General features: G+C 72.1%; 10 protein-coding genes and 1 pseudogene. 8 read left to right on the top strand and 3 right to left on the bottom strand.

Features of this window, described 5'->3' with window-relative positions; genetic code table 11:
- Positions 1-57 precede the first annotated feature (57 nt).
- The 3 genes from C5H89_RS09560 to C5H89_RS09550 are packed head-to-tail and all read left to right on the top strand — an operon-like array spanning position 58 to position 3,612.
- Complete coding sequence (locus C5H89_RS09560) at positions 58-984, top strand: LLM class F420-dependent oxidoreductase (protein WP_104106745.1); 927 nt, start codon at positions 58-60, stop codon at positions 982-984.
- A 28-nt stretch (positions 985-1,012) separates the two neighbouring features.
- Entirely contained in the window at positions 1,013-1,909 is an 897-nt protein-coding gene (gene dapA / locus C5H89_RS09555; protein WP_104106744.1) for a 4-hydroxy-tetrahydrodipicolinate synthase, read from the top strand.
- An 11-nt stretch (positions 1,910-1,920) separates the two neighbouring features.
- Positions 1,921-3,612 carry a ribonuclease J gene (locus C5H89_RS09550; protein WP_104106743.1) on the top strand — a complete coding sequence of 564 codons (1,692 nt, stop codon included), beginning with the start codon at positions 1,921-1,923 and terminating at the stop codon, positions 3,610-3,612.
- Between the two features lie 19 nt (positions 3,613-3,631).
- Here C5H89_RS09550 and cydD read toward each other — a convergent pair whose 3' ends face one another.
- The 3 genes from cydD to C5H89_RS09535 are packed head-to-tail and all read right to left on the bottom strand — an operon-like array spanning position 3,632 to position 9,565.
- A complete protein-coding gene (gene cydD, locus C5H89_RS09545; RefSeq protein ID WP_104106742.1) occupies positions 3,632-7,081 on the bottom strand; it encodes a thiol reductant ABC exporter subunit CydD in 3,450 nt (1,149 codons plus the stop codon).
- Between the two features lie 4 nt (positions 7,082-7,085).
- Complete coding sequence (cydB, locus tag C5H89_RS09540; protein ID WP_104106741.1) at positions 7,086-8,099, bottom strand: cytochrome d ubiquinol oxidase subunit II; 1,014 nt, start codon at positions 8,097-8,099, stop codon at positions 7,086-7,088.
- Between the two features lie 20 nt (positions 8,100-8,119).
- On the bottom strand, positions 8,120-9,565 hold the full coding sequence (locus C5H89_RS09535) for a cytochrome ubiquinol oxidase subunit I (protein WP_104106740.1): 1,446 nt from the start codon (positions 9,563-9,565) through the stop codon (positions 8,120-8,122).
- 130 nt (positions 9,566-9,695) lie between these two features.
- Here C5H89_RS09535 and C5H89_RS09530 point away from each other — a divergent pair, with 130 nt between their 5' ends.
- The 5 genes and pseudogenes from C5H89_RS09530 to C5H89_RS09510 all read left to right on the top strand — a co-directional run.
- Positions 9,696-10,076: a BlaI/MecI/CopY family transcriptional regulator gene (locus C5H89_RS09530; protein WP_104106739.1), complete on the top strand. Its 381-nt coding sequence runs from the start codon at positions 9,696-9,698 to the stop codon at positions 10,074-10,076.
- Positions 10,077-10,094: 18 nt separating this feature from the next.
- Complete coding sequence (locus C5H89_RS09525) at positions 10,095-10,955, top strand: M56 family metallopeptidase (RefSeq protein WP_104106738.1); 861 nt, start codon at positions 10,095-10,097, stop codon at positions 10,953-10,955.
- An 81-nt stretch (positions 10,956-11,036) separates the two neighbouring features.
- A complete protein-coding gene (locus C5H89_RS09520) occupies positions 11,037-13,622 on the top strand; it encodes a DNA translocase FtsK (RefSeq protein WP_104106737.1) in 2,586 nt (861 codons plus the stop codon).
- Positions 13,622-15,427, top strand: a complete 1,806-nt coding sequence (locus C5H89_RS09515) for a helix-turn-helix domain-containing protein (RefSeq protein ID WP_104106736.1) — start codon at positions 13,622-13,624, stop codon at positions 15,425-15,427. The genes C5H89_RS09520 and C5H89_RS09515 overlap by 1 nt, the downstream gene beginning before the upstream one ends.
- Positions 15,428-15,555: 128 nt before the next feature.
- Positions 15,556-15,934 (top strand): annotated as a pseudogene (locus C5H89_RS09510) (30S ribosomal protein S12 methylthiotransferase RimO); the annotation flags it as partial.

The following is a 15,934-nucleotide window of genomic DNA, read 5'->3' as shown; positions in this document are numbered from 1 at the left end:
GCCCCGGCTGAGCCCTCGTTGCGCTGCTGGCAACACCCTGCGTGAAACAGTGGGGTCATGGAGCTGCGAATCTTCACTGAACCCCAGCAGGGCGCGACCTACGACGACCTGCTCGCCGTCGCACTGGAGGCCGAGCGACTCGGCTTCGGAGCCTTCTTCCGCTCCGACCACTACCTGCCGATGGGCACCGACGGCCTTCCCGGGCCCACCGACGCCTGGACCACCCTGGCCGGGCTGGCCCGCGACACCAGCACCATCCGGCTCGGGACCCTGATGACCTCGGCCACCTTCCGCCACCCCGGCGTGCTCGCCGTCCAGGTCGCCGGTGTCGACCAGATGAGCGGCGGCCGGGTCGAGCTGGGCCTGGGCGCCGGCTGGTTCGAGGAAGAGCACACCGCCTACGGCATTCCCTTCCCCGACACCCGCGAGCGGTTCGACCGCTTCGCCGAGCAGCTCGCGGTCGTCACCGGCCTGTGGCGCACCCCGCTGGGTGAGACCTTCACCCACGAGGGGGAGCACTACACGCTGCGCGACAGTCCCGCGCTGCCCAAGCCCGTGCAGCAGCCCGGCCCGCCGGTGCTGATCGGCGGCCGGGGCAAGCGCCGTACCCCGGCGCTGGCGGCCCGGTACGCCGACGAGTTCAACCTGCCGTTCGTGGGGCTGGAGGAGACCCGGGAGCAGTTCGGCCGGGTGCGGGACGCGTGCGAGTCGATCGGGCGCGACCCGGAGTCGATGACGTGGTCCAACGCCCTGGTGCTCTGCGTCGGCAGCGACGAGGCGGAGGTGGAGCGTCGAGCCGCCGCGATCGGGCGCGAGCCCGCCGAGCTGCGCGAGAACGGACTGGCCGGCACGCCCGAGGAGGTCGTGGACCGGATCGGCACGTTCGCGGCCCTGGGTGCGCAGCGGGTCTACCTGCAGGTGCTCGACCTCGCGGACCTGGACCACCTGCGCCTGGTGGCCGAGCAGGTGGCGCCCCACCTGTGAGCCGGCTCGGGGCAGTAGCCTTGCTCCCATGACGACCGCTCCAGCCGCACCGTTCGGCCGCATGCTCACCGCGATGGCGACGGCCTTCCACGACGACGGCTCGATCGACCTCGAGGGGACCGCGCGGATCGCCTCCCACCTGGTGGACCACGGCAACGACGGGGTCGTCGTGTCGGGGACCACCGGGGAGGCGCCGACCACCACCGTCGAGGAGGACGCCCAGCTCCTGCGCGCCGTCAAGGACGCCGTCGGCGACCGGGCCACCGTGATCGCCGGGGTGGGCACCAACGCCACCTCGCACTCCGTCGAGCTGGCCCTCAACGCCGCCAAGATCGGCGCGGACGGCGTCCTGCTGGTCACCCCGTACTACAACAAGCCCTCCCAGCGCGGGGTGCTGCACCACTTCCGCACCGTCTCCGAGGCGACCGACCTGCCGGTCATGCTCTACGACGTGCCCGGGCGGGTCGGCATGTCGCTGACCACCGAGACCCTGGCCGAGGCGCTCACCTGGAGCAACGTGATCGCGGTCAAGGACGCCCTGGGAGACCTGGTGCGCGCCAGCAAGCTGGCCCAGATGGGCTACGCGGTCTACTCCGGCGACGATGTCGCCACCCTGGGGTTCCTGGCCCACGGGGGCTGCGGACTCGTCTCGGTGGTCGGGCACGTCGCGGGCCGCGAGCTCGCCTCGATGATCGAGACTTTCCTCTCCGGTGACCATGCCACGGCGCTGGCGACCTTCAACCGTCTGATCCCCGCCTTCGAGGCGGTGATGGGCGTCCCGAACTACGGAGCCACCACGGCCAAGGCGGCGATGCAGCTGCAGGGCGTGCTCGAGAACCGCCACGTCCGGGGACCGCTGGTTCCCCTGGACGAGACCGAATACGCCGCCCTGCGCGAGGGTCTCCTCGCCGCCGGCCTGATCTGAGGAACCCGCCTGTGTCCCACCCCCATCCCGAGCTGACCGCGCCCGGACCCCTGCCCGACGGCGGCCTGCGGATCGTCGCGCTGGGCGGGCTCGGCGAGGTCGGGCGCAACATGACCGTCTTCGAGTACGACGGCCGGCTGCTCATCGTCGACTGCGGGGTGCTCTTCCCCGAGGAGCACCACCCCGGGGTGGACCTGATCCTGCCCGACTTCGAGGCGATCCGGGACCGGCTCGACGCGGTGGAGGCGCTCGTCCTGACCCACGGTCACGAGGACCACATCGGCGCCACGCCGTACCTCCTGCGGGAGCGGGGCGACATCCCGCTCGTGGGCTCGGAGCTGACGCTGGCGCTGCTGGACCCGAAGCTGCGCGAGCACCGCCTGCGCGAGACCGTGCACCACAAGGTCCGTGAGGGCGACCGGATCTCGTTCGGGCCCTTCGACCTGGAGTTCGTGGCGGTCAACCACTCCATCCCCGACGCCCTGGCCGTCGCCATCCGCACCGGGGCCGGGATGGTCCTGCACACCGGTGACTTCAAGATGGACCAGCTCCCGCTCGACGGGCGCATCACGGACCTGCGCGCCTTCTCCCGGCTCGGGGAGGAGGGGGTCGACCTGTTCCTCACCGACTCCACCAACGCCGAGGTGCCCGGCTTCACCACCCACGAGAAGGACATCGGGCCGGTGCTGGACCGGGTGTTCCACAAGAGCGAGAAGCGGGTCATCGTGGCCTGCTTCGCCTCGCACGTGCACCGGGTCCAGCAGGCGCTCGACGCCGCGGTGGCCCACAAGCGCAAGGTGGCCTACGTCGGCCGCTCGATGGTGCGCAACATGCAGATCGCCAAGGAGCTCGGCTACCTCCGGGTGCCGGCCGGCGTGCTGGTCGACGCCAAGGAGCTCGCCGAGCTCGCGCCGGAGCGCCAGGTGCTGATCTCGACCGGCTCCCAGGGAGAGCCGATGTCGGCCCTGAGCCGCATCGCCCAGCGCAACCACAGCTTCGTGCACCTCGAGGAGGGCGACACGGTCGTCCTCGCCAGCTCGCTCATCCCCGGCAACGAGAACGCGGTGTTCCGGGTGATCAACGGGCTCTCGCGCCTGGGCGCCAACGTGGTCCACAAGGGCAACGCCCTGGTGCACGTCTCCGGGCACGCCAGCGCCGGCGAGCTCCTCTACTGCTACAACATCGTCAAGCCACGCAACGTGATGCCGGTGCACGGGGAGATCCGGCACATGCACGCCAACGCGGCGCTCGCCCGTGCCACCGGTGTGCCGGCCGCCAACGTGGTGATCGCCGAGGACGGCGTGGTGGTCGACCTGGTCGACGGCGTGGCCAGCATCGCCGGCAAGGTCGCCTGCGGCTACGTCTTCGTGGACGGCACCTCCATCGGCGGGATCACCGAGGCCTCGCTGAAGGACCGTCGGATCCTCGGCGAGGAGGGCTTCATCTCGGTGATCGTGGTCGTGGACTCGGTCACCGGCAAGGTGTCCGGAGGCCCGGAGATCCATGCTCGCGGGTTCGCCGAGGACGACGCCACCTTCGACGAGGTGAAGCCGGTGATCGTGGACGCCCTGGACCGGGCGATCGCTGACGGGGTGACCGACTCCTACCAGCTCCAGCAGACGATCCGGCGTGTGGTCGGGCGGTGGGTCAGCAAGGCGCACCGACGCCGTCCGATGATCATCCCGGTGGTCGTCGAGGCCTGAGACGACGGGCCGTGACGCCTCACACCGCCGTGGGGACCCGACTCGTGGCGCCTGGGGCGACGGCCTCGCGGGCGCCGAGCCGCACGACCTGGTCCATGGCGTCCAGACCCACGACCCCGTGAGTGATCCACAGGATCGAGCGGCTGGGCTGGCCGAGCAGCTCATCGGTGACCGCCTGCGCCGTCTCGGCGTCCAGGTGCGCGGTCGGTTCGTCGAGGATCAGGACCGGCTGGTCGGCGAGCAGGCTCCGGGCCACGGCCAGCCTCGCCCGCTCACCCCCGGAGACGTGGGCGTGCCCGTCGCCGACCATGGTGTCCAGACCGTGCGGCAGCTCCGCGAGCCAGGGGCCCAGGTGGGCTCGCACCAGGGCGTCGGCCACCTCAGCGTCCCCTGCGTCGGGGCGCGCCAGGCGCACGTTCTCGGCGACCGTGGAGCCGAAGACGTGCGGGTCGTCGTCGACCAGGCCGACCCGGGCTCGGACGTCGTCGCCCCGTAGGGCGCGGGCATCGGTGCCGTCGACCAGCACGGCGCCGGAGGCGGGATCAAGGAAGCGCAGCAGCAGGGCAGCCACCGTGGACTTCCCGCTGCCCGAGGGACCGACCAGCCCGATCCGTCCTCCGACAGGCAGATCCAGCTGTGCCACCTCCACCACCGGACGATCTCCCCATCCGGCGCGGACCTCGCGGAGCTCGAGGCGGGGGTGGCCCAGGTCCCGGGCAGCGCCGGGGGCATCGGGCGCCACCGCGGGCGGCTGGGCGGTCAGCGCGTCCAGCCTGGCACGGGCGGCGCGGGTGCGCACCGCCACCGCTGCAGCGTCTGCCAGCGGGGAGAGAGCGTCCTCCAGAGCCAGTGGCAGCATCACCAGCAGCGCCGTCATCGCCGGCGACAGCTCGCCCCGGCCCAGCGGGCCCGACAGCCCGGCGGCCATCAGCACCAGTCCGGCTCCACACGCCAGCGTGGTGACCGCCCGCGCCGCCGCGGTGGCGCGGACCGAGCGCTGGGCCGCCCCGCCGAGGCGTCCACCCGCAGCAGCCAGCCCGTCCAGCTCCGAGGTGGTGGCCTGCCACAGCTCGAGCTGACGGAGGCTGGCCAGGATGTGCTCGACCCGCGTCGAGACCTCGGCTCGAGCCGCCACGAAGGCCGGCTCGGCCACCGCGACGCGACGCCGGGTCACCAGGTGCGCGAGCCAGGCGACGGCGCAGATCGCCGCGGTGACCAGCCCCGCGAGCGGCGCCACGAGTGCGGCCAGCACGATCGCGGTCGCCCCGACCAGGGCCGAGGTCTGCAGCGGCTGACGGACCCGGAGCTCCTCGTCGACGAGTGCGTCGACGTCGTCCACCACGCTGGTCAGGAGATCGCCACGGCGTACGCCGAGCCGCCCTGGCACCAGGGGGACCAGGGCGTCGTACACGCTCGCCCGTCGCTCTGCCAGCATCCGCAGTGCTGCGTCGTGGGACACCAGTCGTTCGGCGTACCGCAGCACCGGCCGGGCGAGCCCGAAGGTCCGGACCCCGACGATGGCGACCATCAGCATCAGCACGGGGGGATGCTCGGACGCGCGGGTGATCAGCCAGGCGGCGGTGGCGGTCAGGGCGACGCCGGAGGCGACCGAGAGCGCCCCCAGCGCGGTCGCGGTCCGGGAGTCGAACCGGGCGCGACGGGCGGGGGCGACGTCGATCGGCGCCTTCTGGGCGGCCGTCGCCCGGGGCTCCGCCACGACAGCCCGGGGCTCCGCCACGACGGCCCGGGGCTCGGCCACGACGGCCGTGGGCACCGGGTCCGCAGGAGGCAGGCAAGCGGGAGCGCGCAGGGTGAGCACCAGGTCCGCGGCGGCGGCAACCTGATCGCGGTGTGCCACCACGATCACCAGGGCGGTGCGGGCCAGGGACCGCAGCGTGTCCAGCAGGACCGCCTCCGTGGCGGCGTCCAGGTGGGCGCTGGGCTCGTCCAGCAGCATCACGGGACGGTCCGCGAGCACCACCCGCGCCAGGGCGAGGCGAGCCCGCTGGCCTGCGGAGAGACCGGCCCCGTCCTCACCCAGTGGCGTGCCGAGCCCAGCCTCAAGCCCAGCGACGACCTCGCCCAGGTCGACGGCCTCCAGGGCGTGCCACAGCTGGGCGTCGTCGGCTCCGGGGTGCGCCACCCGGAGGTTCTCGGCCACCGTCCCGGCGCTCAGCCAGGGGCGCTGGGGAGCGGTGGCCAGCGTGGCTCGCCAGACCTCCCGGGAGAGGTCGGCCAGGTCCCGGCCGTTGACCCGGACGGTGCCGAGGCTCGGAGCGAGCTCGCCCGAGAGCACCGCGAGCAGGGTCGACTTGCCGGCGCCGGAGGCGCCGGTCACCGCGACGAGGCCGGTGGCCGGCAGTCGGGCGGAGACGGGGTCCAGCGCGGGCTGGCGGCGGTCCGGGTAGGTGAAGCCGACGCGGTCCAGCTCCAGGTGGACGGGCCTGCCGAGCGGGCTCGCCTCGGGCCCTGCAGCGGGGGAGTCCCCGGACCCGGTGACCGCGGACAGCGCCGTACCGGAGCGCAGCAGCAGCTCGTTGGCGGCCTCGAAGGTGGCCGTGCCCTCGGCGGCGGAGTGGAACTCCGCCCCGACCCGCCGCCAGGGCCAGTAGGCCTCGGGCGCGAGCAGCAGCACGATCAGGGCGGTCTCGAAGTCGATGCCTCCGCTGGCCAGCCTCAGGCCTACGGTGACCGCGACCAGGGCGACCGAGATGGTGGCGAGGAGCTCCAGGGCGGCCGAGGAGGCGAAGGCGATCCGCAGGGTGTCCAGGGTGGCCCGGCGGTACCGGTCGGTGATGCCGCGGATCGAGGCGGACTGGGCGGTTGCCCGGCGGTGCGCGACCAGGGTCGGCAGCCCACGGACCACGTCGAGGAAGTGGCCCGAGAGGGTGGCCAGCTCTCGCCACTGGCGGGCGGCCCGGTCGCGGGTGCTCAGGCCGATCAGGATCGCGAACACCGGCACCAGGGGCAGGGTGGCCACCACGATCAGGCCCGCGAGCCAGTCGAGGGCGAAGATCGCCGCCACCGTGGTCACCGGCAGCACCGCCGCCAGGACCAGCGACGGCAGGTAGCGGGTGAGGTAGGGCTCGACCGCGGCCGTGCCGCGGGTGGCCAGGGCAGCGAGCTCACCGGTGCGGTGCCGGCTCAGCTCCCACGGGTCCATCGCGGCCGCGGCCGCCAGCAGGCGACGGCGCAGCGCGGTCGAGACCAGGGTCGCGGCCCGAGCCCCGCTGACGTCCACCACGTAGCCGGCGCCGGCCCGCAGCGCCACCACCACGGCCAGCACCAGGGCCGGGCCGTGCCACTGGCCCGCGCCCGGGTCGGTGACCAGGCGCACCACCAGCAGGCCGGCCGCCACGGCCTGGGCGACGGCGAGCAGTCCCACCGTGATGCTGGCGGCCAGGCCCAGCGCCAGCGGGCGCCGGGCCGGCAGGAGGTGGGGCAGGAGCGCGGGATCCACCGGCTTCATGGCGTCAGCGCCCCACCGCGGTTGCCTCGGGGATGTGCTCGACCGAGATGCGCCGGCGGAACACCCAGTAGCTCCACGCCTGGTAGCCCAGCACGATCGGGGTGAAGATCACCGCCACCCACGTCATGATCTTGAGCGTGTACGCCGTGGCGGCGGCGTTGGTGGTGGTGAGCGAGAAGGCCGGGTCCGTGGTCGAGGGCATGACGTCGGGGAAGAGCGCGAGGAAGAGCCCCGCCACCGCCAGCGCGATGGTGACGAAGGTGCCGAGGAAGGCCCAGCCCTCGCGGCCGGCCCGGTTGGCCGCCAGCCCGGCGATCAGGGCCAGCGCAGCCGCGACGAACGCGACGGCGGAGCCGATCGATCCGGTCTTCAGTTGCATCCAGACCATGAAGACCACCGCGAGGACCGCCGCGACCAGCCCGAGCCGCCCGGCCAGCGTGCGGGCCCGGTACCGGATCTCACCGTCCGTCTTCAGCGCCACGAAGAGGGCGCCGTGGGTGGCGAACAGAGCCGCGGTCACCAGCCCGCCGAGCAGGCCGAGGGGGTTGAGCAGCGTGAACAGGTTGCCGGTGAACTCCTTGTCGACGTCGATCGGCACCCCCGCCACGATGTTGGCGAAGGCCACGCCCCACAGCACGGCGGGCAGCCAGGAGCCCACGATCGCGGCGAGGTCCCAGCGTGCGCGCCAGCTGGCGTCGTCCCGCTTGCCGCGGTACTCGAAGGCCAGGTTGCGGATGATGAGGGCGACCAGGATGAGCAGCAGCGGAAGGTAGAACCCGCTGAACAGCGTGGCATACCACTCGGGGAAGGCCGCGAAGGTGGCACCTCCGGCGACCAGCACCCAGACCTCGTTGCCGTCCCAGACCGGACCGATCGTGTTGTACATGACCCGGCGTTCCTTCTCGTCGCGGGCCAGGACCGGGAGCAGCATGCCGACACCGAAGTCGAAGCCCTCCAGGGTGAAGTAGCCGATCCACAGGATCGCGATGAGGGCGAACCAGACAGTTGTCAGTTCCATGATCGTTGTTCTCTCTTCCCTCAGTAGGCGAAGGCCATGGGCCGGTCGTCGTCGTGGCCGCCTACGGGGGCCTCCGGCGGCTCGGAGAAGGGCTCGGCGCCGATCTTGACGTATTTGATGAGCAGGCCGAGCTCGATGACTGCGAGCACCGCGTAGAGCAGGGTGAGCACGATCAGCGAGGTGGCCGCCTCGAAGACGCTCACACCGGGGGAGACCGCGGACTGAGTCGTCATCAACCCGAAGACTGCCCAGGGCTGACGGCCCATCTCGGTGAAGATCCAGCCGAAGGAGTTCGCGGCGACGGCGCCGATCGGAAGAGCCAGCCCGAGCCAGGCCACCCACCGGCCGGTGGCGCCTCGTCCGCCCTTGCGGGTGACGAACAGCAGGGCGATAGCCCCGGCGCCCACGGCCATGCCCAGCCCCATCATGAACCGGAAGGACCAGTAGGTGACGGGGACGACGGGCACGTAGTCGGTGGGGTGGTAGTACGCCGCACCCGGGTCCTGCCCGTACTCCTCGGCGTACTGGTCGCGCAGGTCGTTGATGCCCTTGACCTCGCCGTTGATGTCGCCGGTGCCGAGCCACGAGAGGAGACCGGGGACCTCGATGATGTGCTGCGGGTCGGACCCGTCGAGGTCTCCCCAGGTGAGGACGGAGAAGGGTGCGTTGCTGGTGGTGTCGTAGAGGGCCTCGGCCGCGGCCATCTTCATGGGCTGGACCTCGGTCATGATCTTGCCCTGGATGTCACCGGAGACCGTGACGCCGATCCCGCCGACCAGCGCGATCACCGCACCGATCCGGATCGCCTTGCGGTACAGCGGACGGTCGTCGCGGTGCTTGCCGCTGACGTAGAGGTAGGCGGCGACACCGGCCATGAAGGCGCCGGCCGTCATGTAGGCGGCCAGGACCACGTGCGGGAACGTCACGAGCTGGACCTTGTTGAACATCACCGCGGCGAAGTCCACCAGCTCGGCTCGCCCGGTCTCGGCGTTGTAGGTGTGTCCAACCGGGTGCTGCATCCAGCTGTTGGCCGCCAGGATGAAGTACGCCGAGGCGAGCGTGCCCAGGTGGACCAGCCACATGCAGGCCGCGTGCGCCGCGCGGGGCAGCTTGTCCCAGCCGAAGATCCACAGGCCCAGGAAGGTGGACTCGAGGAAGAAGGCCAGCAGGCCCTCGATGGCCAGGGGAGCGCCGAAGACGTCTCCGACGAACCGGGAGTAGTCGGACCAGTTCATGCCGAACTGGAACTCCTGGACGATCCCGGTCACCACGCCGAGGGCGAAGTTGATCAGGAGCAGCTTGCCGAAGAACTTCGTCAGCCGCAGGTACTCCTCCTTGCGGGTCCGCACCCAGGCCGTCTCCAGGCCCGCGACGATGGCGGTGAGGCCGATCGTGAGGGGCACGAAGAGAAAGTGGTAGACGGTGATGATGCCGAACTGCCATCGAGCGATGTCGAGGACTTCCACGTTTCCTCCAGCTTTCCAGGACCGCCTCGCGATCCGATCTTCACGCCGCACGACCAACTACGCGACGACGTACGACGCAATGTAGTACGTCGGAGGGTAGTACGTTGCGAACCGTAGGTATGCTCGGGGGGTGCCACACACCAAAGCAGGACTCGGAGACCTCGAGCGGGCCGTCATGGATGTCATGTGGGACCTGCCCGAAGGGGTCGACACCACGGTGCGCGAGGTCCACGCGCTGCTCGCCGACGACCGAGGTGTCGCCTACACGACGGTCATGACCGTGATGGATCGTCTCGCCCGCAAGGGCATGGTCGTGCAGGAGAAGGCGGGGCGCGCCTACCGCTACCGAGCGCGAGCCAGTCGAGCCGAGATGACCGCGGAGCTGATGCGGGGCACTCTCTCCGAGCTCGGAGCCGAGGAACGGACGCCGGCCCTGGTGGCCTTCGTCGAGGACGCCAGTGCCGACGAGGTCGCCGCCCTGCGTGCGGCCCTGGCCGCGCTGGACAGCTGAGGCGTCGGCGACGACGCGATGACCCCCCTTCTCCTCGGCGCGCTCGCCGTGCTGCTGGCGGGCCCTGTCCCCGCTCTGATGGCGCGTGCCCGCCGGCTGCACCACACGCCGTTCTCGGCCATGGTGCTGTGGCAGGCGGTCGCCCTGGCGGCGGTGCTGGCCGCCCTGGGGTCCGGACTCTCCCTGGTCACCGATCGGGCCTGGCGCCGGGCCGCCGAGCTGCCCTCGCTGCTGGTGGCCGGCGTGGCGCTGGTCGTCACGCTGCTGGTCGCCGGCCGGCTGCTGCTCAGCGGCCACCAGGTCGGCACCTCGCTGCGAGCCCTGCGTCGCCACCACCGCGAGCAGGTCGACCTGCTCGCCGACCGGGACTCCGGTGTGCACGTGCTGGACCACGCCGTACCGGTGGCGTACTGCCTGCCAGGCCGGTCGCGGGCCAGGGTGATCGTCTCGGCCGCCGCCATGACGACTCTCCAGCCTCCCCAGCTGGCTGCGGTGCTGGCCCACGAGCGGGCCCACCTGGCCGCCCGTCACGACCTGGTGCTGGAGGCGTTCACCGTGCTGCACCGGGCGTTCCCCGCCTGGGTCTCCAGCGACCACGCTCTCCGCGAGGTCCGACTCCTGGTCGAGATCCTGGCCGACCGTGCCGCACTCCGGGTCGGTCGGGCCCAGGACCTCGGCGGGGCGCTGCTCGCGATGGCCCAGGGTCGGGCGCCCGAGGGAGCGATGGGCGCCTCGGGGTCGGACCTGATCGAGCGGGTCCGGGTGCTGGCCGACCGCCGCCCCCGGCCGGCCCAGGGCGTCGCGGTGCTGGGCACGGCGTGGGCGGTGCTGGCACTGCCGACCGCGCTGGTGGTGGCGCCCTGGCTGGGCTCGCTGTGACCTGAGGCGCACCCGGACCGCGGTGCGACACGCACCTGTGGTGCGTGTGACTGGTGTGACTGATCAACTACTGTCACGACCATGGCGACCCGTACGTCTTCCCCGCCGGGGTCGCGGAGCTCGAGCACGTCCAAGAAGGGTTCGAGCACCCGATCACGGAGTACAGGCTCCACCAGAGCCTCCAGCGCAAAGCGTCCTGCCCCGAAGACGGGCAACAAAGGGACAGCGCGCGGATCGACTGCGGCCCGCCGCCCCGCGCCCCGAGCCGTGCGCAGCGGCCCCGGCCCGGTGGCCCGCGGCTTCGGTGTCCTCGGCCGTGGCACGGTCGCGCTCTGGCTCGGCCTGGCGCACGGCGTCGGTGCCACCGCTCGCAGCGTGGGGCACAGTGCGCGCGACCTGGCGCCCGAGCACCGGCGCGACGGCGTAGGGCTCGCGCTGCTGGGCATGGCCCTGGTGGTCGCCGGAGCCGTCTGGTGGCAGCCGCCGGGCGGTGCCATGGACCTGGTGCGCTCGGTCACCGCGGGCTCGGTCGGCAAGGTCGCCTGGGCGGTGCCGCTGTGGCTGGCCTGGATCGGCTGGCGCACGCTGCGCGACCCCCAGCACAACGGGCCCGCCGGCCGTCAGGTGATCGGCTGGACGGCGCTCGTCCTCGGGGTGCTCGGCCTGGTCCACATCGCCAACGGCAACCCGCAGCCCGAGGTCGGCGACGCCTACGCCCTCCAGCAGGCCGGGGGAGCGGTCGGCTTCGTGGTCTCCAGCCTGCTGCTGGACCTGTTCCGCACCGCCTGGGTGGTCATCCCGATCCTGGGCCTGCTGGGCGTGTTCGGCCTCCTGGTCATCACCGCCACTCCGGTCTACCTGATCCCCGACCGGCTCGCCGAGCTGCGCGACCGGCTGCTGGGTCGCCACCACGACGACCTGGCCGACGAGGAGTCGACCCGGCCGATCCGTCAGCGCAAGTCCTCCGAGCCGTTGGACGAGGACATGGGCGACCCGGCGTACGACACCCCGGTGCTGGAGGACCGTGAGGTCCGCAAGCGCCGTCGCAAGCCGGACCCGGTCGACGTCGCCCTGGCCGAGGGCGACGAGGGGCTGGACATCCTGCAGCCCGGCGGCACCCCCGACGAGCCCACCGGCGAGGTGGAGCCGCCGCCGCACACCCCGCTGCCGCCTCGGGTGGAGCAGCTCGCCCTGTCCGGCGACATCACCTACTCGCTGCCCGTCAGCGACCTGCTCAAGCCCGGGTCGCTGCACAAGCCGAAGTCGAAGGCCAGCGACGCCGTGGTGGACCGCCTCACCCAGGTGCTGGAGGAGTTCGGCATCGACGCCCAGGTCACCGGCTACACCCGGGGACCCACGGTCACCAGGTACATCGTGGAGCTCGGCTCGGCGGTCAAGGTGGAGAAGGTCACGGCGCTGTCGAAGAACATCGCCTACGCGGTCGCCTCCGCCGACGTCCGGATCCTCAGCCCGATCCCCGGCAAGTCCGCGATCGGCATCGAGATCCCCAACGTGGACAAGGAGATCGTCTCCCTCGGCGACGTGCTCCGCTCCAACACCGCCCGTTCGGACCACCACCCGCTGATCGCGGGCCTCGGCAAGGACGTCGAGGGCGGCTTCGTGGTGGCCAACCTGGCCAAGATGCCGCACCTGCTGGTGGCCGGCGCCACCGGCTCGGGAAAGTCGTCGTTCATCAACTCGATGATCACCTCGATCCTGATGCGGTCCACCCCCGACGAGGTGCGGATGATCATGGTCGACCCCAAGCGGGTCGAGCTCAACGCCTACGAGGGCATCCCGCACCTGATCACGCCGATCATCACCAGCCCCAAGAAGGCGGCCGAGGCGCTGCAGTGGGTCGTGCGCGAGATGGACATGCGCTACGACGACCTCGCCAACTTCGGGTTCCGTCACGTGGACGACTTCAACAAGGCCGTGCGCGCGGGCAAGGTGGAGGTGCCCCTCGGCAGCGAGCGCAAGCTCTCGCCGTACCCCTACCTGCTGGTGATCGTCGACGAGCTCGCCGACCTGATGATGGTGGCGCCGCGCGACGTCGAGGACGCCATCGTCCGGATCACCCAGCTGGCGCGAGCCGCCGGCATCCACCTGGTGCTGGCCACCCAGCGCCCCTCGGTCGACGTGGTCACCGGTCTGATCAAGGCCAACGTGCCCTCCCGGCTGGCGTTCGCCACCTCCAGCCTCGGCGACAGCCGAGTCATCCTGGATCAGCCGGGCGCCGAGAAGCTCGTCGGGCAGGGTGACGGCCTGTTCCTGCCGATGGGCATGTCCAAGCCGATCCGTGTCCAGGGCTCCTGGGTCACCGAGGCCGAGATCCACACGGTGGTCGAGGCCTGCAAGCAGCAGCTGGAGCCGACGTACATCGAGGAGGTCACTGCACCCGCGGCGGCCAAGCGCGACCTCGACGACGACATCGGGGACGACATGGACCTCGTGGTCCAGGCCATCGAGCTCGTCGTCTCCACCCAGTTCGGCTCGACCTCGATGCTCCAGCGCAAGCTGCGCGTGGGCTTCGCCAAGGCCGGGCGTCTGATGGACATCCTGGAGAGTCGCGGCGTTGTCGGTCCCAGCGAGGGCTCCAAGGCCCGGGACGTGCTGGTCAAGCCGGACGAGATCGACTCTGTGATCGCGACGCTGGAGGGAGAGTGATGGGCGCAGTCGAGAAGCACCTGGAGCACACGGGCGAGGAGGCGGTCGACGGACCGTCCCTGAGCCTGGCCGCGGACGTCGTCGAGGTGCGCCGCAACGCCGGCGTCGCCGCGGCCGTGGGCGTGCTGGCCTCCGCGCTGGCGATCGCCTTCCTGGCGCGCGCCGTGGAGACCGCCGCGGTGCTGGACTGGGCCCTGTTCGGGGTCCTGGGCGCGATCGGGACCGGTTGGCTGGCCTCGTTCGTCGACGCACGCACGCCCCTGCTGGTGGCCGACGCCCAAGGAGTGCGGCTGCGACTGGGTCGTACCTGGCGAGGTCTGCCCTGGTCGGCGGTGGAGCGCGTGGAGCACCTGCCGCGCCGCGGGCTGCTGCGCGACGGCCGCCTTCGCGTGGTGCCGCGCAACCCTGACCTGCTGCTCGCCGAGCTGGACCGCAGCGGCTCCCGACAGGCGACCCTGTCGACCAAGCTGTACGGCGGCCCCCTGGCGCTGCCGCTGGGCCTGACGACCCGCGTCCACGGCGCCGGTGACGACGTCGCGGCCGCCCTGGCCCGACTCGTCGACCGGGGTGCCGAGGTCGTGGTCCTGGACGAGGGGCCCGAGCGTCCCGATGAGGACCAGCAGGACGTCGGGCTGGTCGCTGAGCCGAGGCCCGAGCACGTCGAGGACTTCGACGGCGGCTCCGAGGAGCAGCCGGACGCGGACGTGGCGGACGAGACCGTCGTCCGTCCCCGGGTCCGGGACCCGCGGCCGCTGCTCGCCGGCGCCTTGTCGCGCGTCTCCGCGCGGCTCCCGTCCCGGGGTACCGACGAGGCCAGCGAGACCGACGAGGCCACCGGGGATCGCTCGGGGGAGCCGGCCCCGGTGGACGAGCCCGAGGCCAGCACCACGCCTGAGGCCGCCCGTGAGGGTGTCCCGGCCTCGCGCGCCGAGGTGCTGCACCCCTCCCGGGAGGACGAGACCCAGGTGCTTCCCCGGGCCCGGGTGGAGCTGGTGGAGGACGACCAGACGTGGGGCGACCGGGTCCGTCCGATCGCCCGCGAGGGCCAGCCGGTCGCACCGCTGGTCTTCCACGACTTCGTGGTGGAGCCCGCCGCCGACCCCGTGGTGGGGCCGGAGCTGCGCGCGGCCCGGACCAGGTTGTCGCTGACCGTCGACCAGCTGGCCGAGCGCACCCGGATCCGTCCCCACGTCATCGAGGCCATCGAGGTCGACGACTTCGTGCCCTGCGGCGGTGACTTCTACGCCAGGGGGCACCTGCGGACCCTGGCCCGGGTGCTGGGGATCGACGTCGCTCCGCTGCTCACGGCGTACGACGAGCGGTACGCGCACGCCCCCATCGACCCGCGACGCGTCTTCGAGGCCGAGCTGGCGACCGGGTCGAACGGGTCGATCCGGGCCACCCGCGGTGGTCCCAACTGGTCCATCCTGGTCGCCGCGGTGATGGCGCTGGTGCTGGCCTGGTCCGTGGCACGGCTGGTGATGGACTCCTCGCCCGAGGTGACCGGCACTCCGGTGCTCAACGGCTCCGGCGGCCCGCACGGTGGCAGCGCGGTGGTCGCAGACCCCGTGCCGGTGGTCATCTCCGCTCCCACCGGTGGTGCCCGCGTGGTGGTCCGGGACAGCTCCGGCGCCGAGGTGTTCCGAGGCAACCTGGCCATCGGCGAGAGCACCGAGGTCAACGCCTCTCCGCCGCTGCGGGTGCAGTCCAGCGACGGGGCGGTCACGGTCGTCGTGGACGGCCGGGACCGCGGCCCCGTCGGTGAGTCCGGACAGGCCGGACAGGGCACCTACGCCGGAGGCTGAGTGACGTGTCCGGCCTCACCGGGGCCGACAGGCCTGCCGAATCCGCTCAACCGCTCCGGGCGCGGCATACTCGTACCCCTATGACCACCGAGATCCTCCCCGAGACCGCACCCTCCGCACCGACCCCGATGAGCGTGGCCGTGGTGACGCTCGGGTGCGCCCGCAACGAGGTCGACTCCGAGGAGCTGGCCGGACGGCTCGAGGCCGATGGCTTCGTGCTCGTCGCCGACCCGGAGGACGCCGACACCGTCCTGGTGAACACCTGCGGCTTCGTGGAGGCCGCGAAGAAGGACTCCGTCGACACCCTGCTGGACGCGGCCGACCTCAAGGAGCACGGTCGCCCCAAGGCCGTGGTGGCAGTGGGCTGCATGGCCGAGCGCTACGGCCAGGACCTCGCCGAGTCCCTGCCGGAGGCTGACGCGGTGCTGGGCTTCGACGACTACCCCGACATCGCGGCCCGGCTGCGCTCCATCGTGGCCGGTGAGAAGCACGTGCCGCACGTGCCCT

Source organism: Nocardioides sp. 616 (assembly GCF_002930065.1).
Taxonomy (GTDB): Bacteria; Actinomycetota; Actinomycetes; order Propionibacteriales; family Nocardioidaceae; genus Nocardioides; species Nocardioides houyundeii.
The sequence above is the reverse complement of the archived record's forward strand: the minus strand, read 5'-3'. Positions and strand labels throughout refer to the sequence as shown.

Excerpts from the sequence above, each read along its gene's own strand:
- C5H89_RS09515 (WP_104106736.1), top strand. The coding sequence starts at position 13,622 with ATGGGCGCAGTCGAGAAGCACCTGGAGCACACGGGCGAGGAGGCGGTC.
- dapA (WP_104106744.1), top strand. The coding sequence starts at position 1,013 with ATGACGACCGCTCCAGCCGCACCGTTCGGCCGCATGCTCACCGCGATG.
- C5H89_RS09525 (WP_104106738.1), top strand. The coding sequence starts at position 10,095 with ATGACCCCCCTTCTCCTCGGCGCGCTCGCCGTGCTGCTGGCGGGCCCT.
- C5H89_RS09520 (WP_104106737.1), top strand. The coding sequence starts at position 11,037 with ATGGCGACCCGTACGTCTTCCCCGCCGGGGTCGCGGAGCTCGAGCACG.
- cydD (WP_104106742.1), bottom strand. The coding sequence starts at position 7,081 with ATGAAGCCGGTGGATCCCGCGCTCCTGCCCCACCTCCTGCCGGCCCGG.
- cydB (WP_104106741.1), bottom strand. The coding sequence starts at position 8,099 with ATGGAACTGACAACTGTCTGGTTCGCCCTCATCGCGATCCTGTGGATC.
- C5H89_RS09560 (WP_104106745.1), top strand. The coding sequence starts at position 58 with ATGGAGCTGCGAATCTTCACTGAACCCCAGCAGGGCGCGACCTACGAC.